Origin of the sequence: Ureibacillus endophyticus, from assembly GCF_003628435.1 — a bacterium.
Classification (GTDB): Bacteria; Bacillota; Bacilli; order Bacillales_A; family Planococcaceae; genus Ureibacillus; species Ureibacillus endophyticus.
The window spans coordinates 1-1,498 of sequence record NZ_RBZN01000112.1 but is presented as its reverse complement, the minus strand read 5'-3'; the positions used below and the strand labels follow the sequence as shown (position 1 = coordinate 1,498).

Below are 1,498 nucleotides of genomic sequence, written 5' to 3'. Positions count from 1 at the left end.
AAAATATGGGCGCAACCTTTTCGGAATGTTTGTCAAGAGCGATTGTCCCCTCGTTCGGAGAGTACTTATCGCCCAATACCTTGTGTTTTTCAATTTTTCATAGAAGTTTTGACACTACCATATAGATTGAAGAATCCCTAAAATATGGTGGGATTCCTCATAATTGTATTTATATACTAGCATTTTTAGAAATGGGAGACAAATTGCAATTCAAATAAAAATCCACCCATTGTACATTTAACGGGTGGACGACATTTATAATCGAAAAATACCAATAATGATTAACGCAATCCCAGGAAGTATGCTAAGGTGTTTCATCCACTCAACATGTGTTAAGAGCTTCCCGATTTTAATCCCTACGATTACAAAAAAGGTACAAGATATAGTAATAATGATAGAAAATAAAATTGGTGGCAAGTCGATCAACGCTGCACCCACCCCTGCACCAAAAGAGTCTAAGGATAGTGCTAATCCTAAAAATAAAGCTTCCATACTATTGATATTACCAGAGCGATTAAAATCCGCTTCCATTGGTTTATTAAGAATTTTAATAATAATCGAAAATGATTTCATCTCAAATTTAATAATTTTATATTCGGATTGGTTTTCTGAATTCGCTTTTTGTGAAGTGAAAAATTGATAAAAAACCCAAATACCTAACCCTATTAGGATAAGACCACCAAGTGTTTCTGCAGCCTCATGGGAAATAAACCTCTCAATAATGGTGCCAATCCCCATTGCAATCATTAACACTACAAATGTGCAGGAAGAAATAATGGCTAATGATTTAAAAGGAATCGTCACTTTTCGTAGCCCATATGTTAAGCCAACTGTAAAACTATCTAAACTTACTGCCAACCCTAAAATCAATAATGAAAGTAATTCACCCATTCTTTGCTCCTTTCAACCAATCGCCTCCTTATCATATGAACACGGGTTAAAAGATGACATTTTAATAGTCCAATTCCAACGAGATATCTATTAAATAATTAAGTTCTTAGTTACTTATTGCGTATTTTTAGATTGGGAAGCGTTTGATTTTTGGTGCGTGTGTATTAATTTTAAACACTAAGTGTCGGATAATATGCAATGTTCTAAAAATAAGAAAAGGCGTTTGAAATAAATCAAACACCCGTATGTTAAAACTTATTCAATTCTGTTTAAATTCTTTGAACTCTTCTATATAAAAACCAACATTTCCGCAGGCTGGACAAACGGCTGCTTTCGTTTTTGCGGATACTTTATTAAATATTCCTTTGCCTTTTTGACTGATCTTAATACCTGAAATATCCCCTTCAATACTTACTTTGCAATCAAGTATCATTTCCGTTTGACATTGATGACAAATTCTTTTCATAATTCGTCCCCCCTTTTATAGTTTCGTATTGTCAAAACTTATATATATAAATCGCTAATAATCGTTGGTTTTATAGTCTTTTACGCAAAAAAACTTGCCACCCCCTGGATTTTGGTGTTAGTTGAGGTTACCACACACAAA

At 33.6% G+C, this 1,498-nt stretch carries 2 protein-coding genes; both read right to left on the bottom strand.

Going from position 1 to position 1,498, the window contains the following annotated elements; all coding sequences use genetic code 11:
• Positions 1 to 255: 255 nt before the first annotated feature.
• Positions 256 to 891, bottom strand: coding sequence for a sporulation membrane protein YtaF (ytaF, locus tag D8M03_RS17525; RefSeq protein WP_121216057.1), 636 nt, complete (start codon positions 889 to 891; stop codon positions 256 to 258).
• Positions 892 to 1,150: 259 nt separating this feature from the next.
• Complete coding sequence (locus D8M03_RS17520) at positions 1,151 to 1,357, bottom strand: nucleic acid-binding protein (RefSeq protein WP_121216056.1); 207 nt, start codon at positions 1,355 to 1,357, stop codon at positions 1,151 to 1,153.
• Between the last annotated feature and the right edge of the window lie 141 nt (positions 1,358 to 1,498).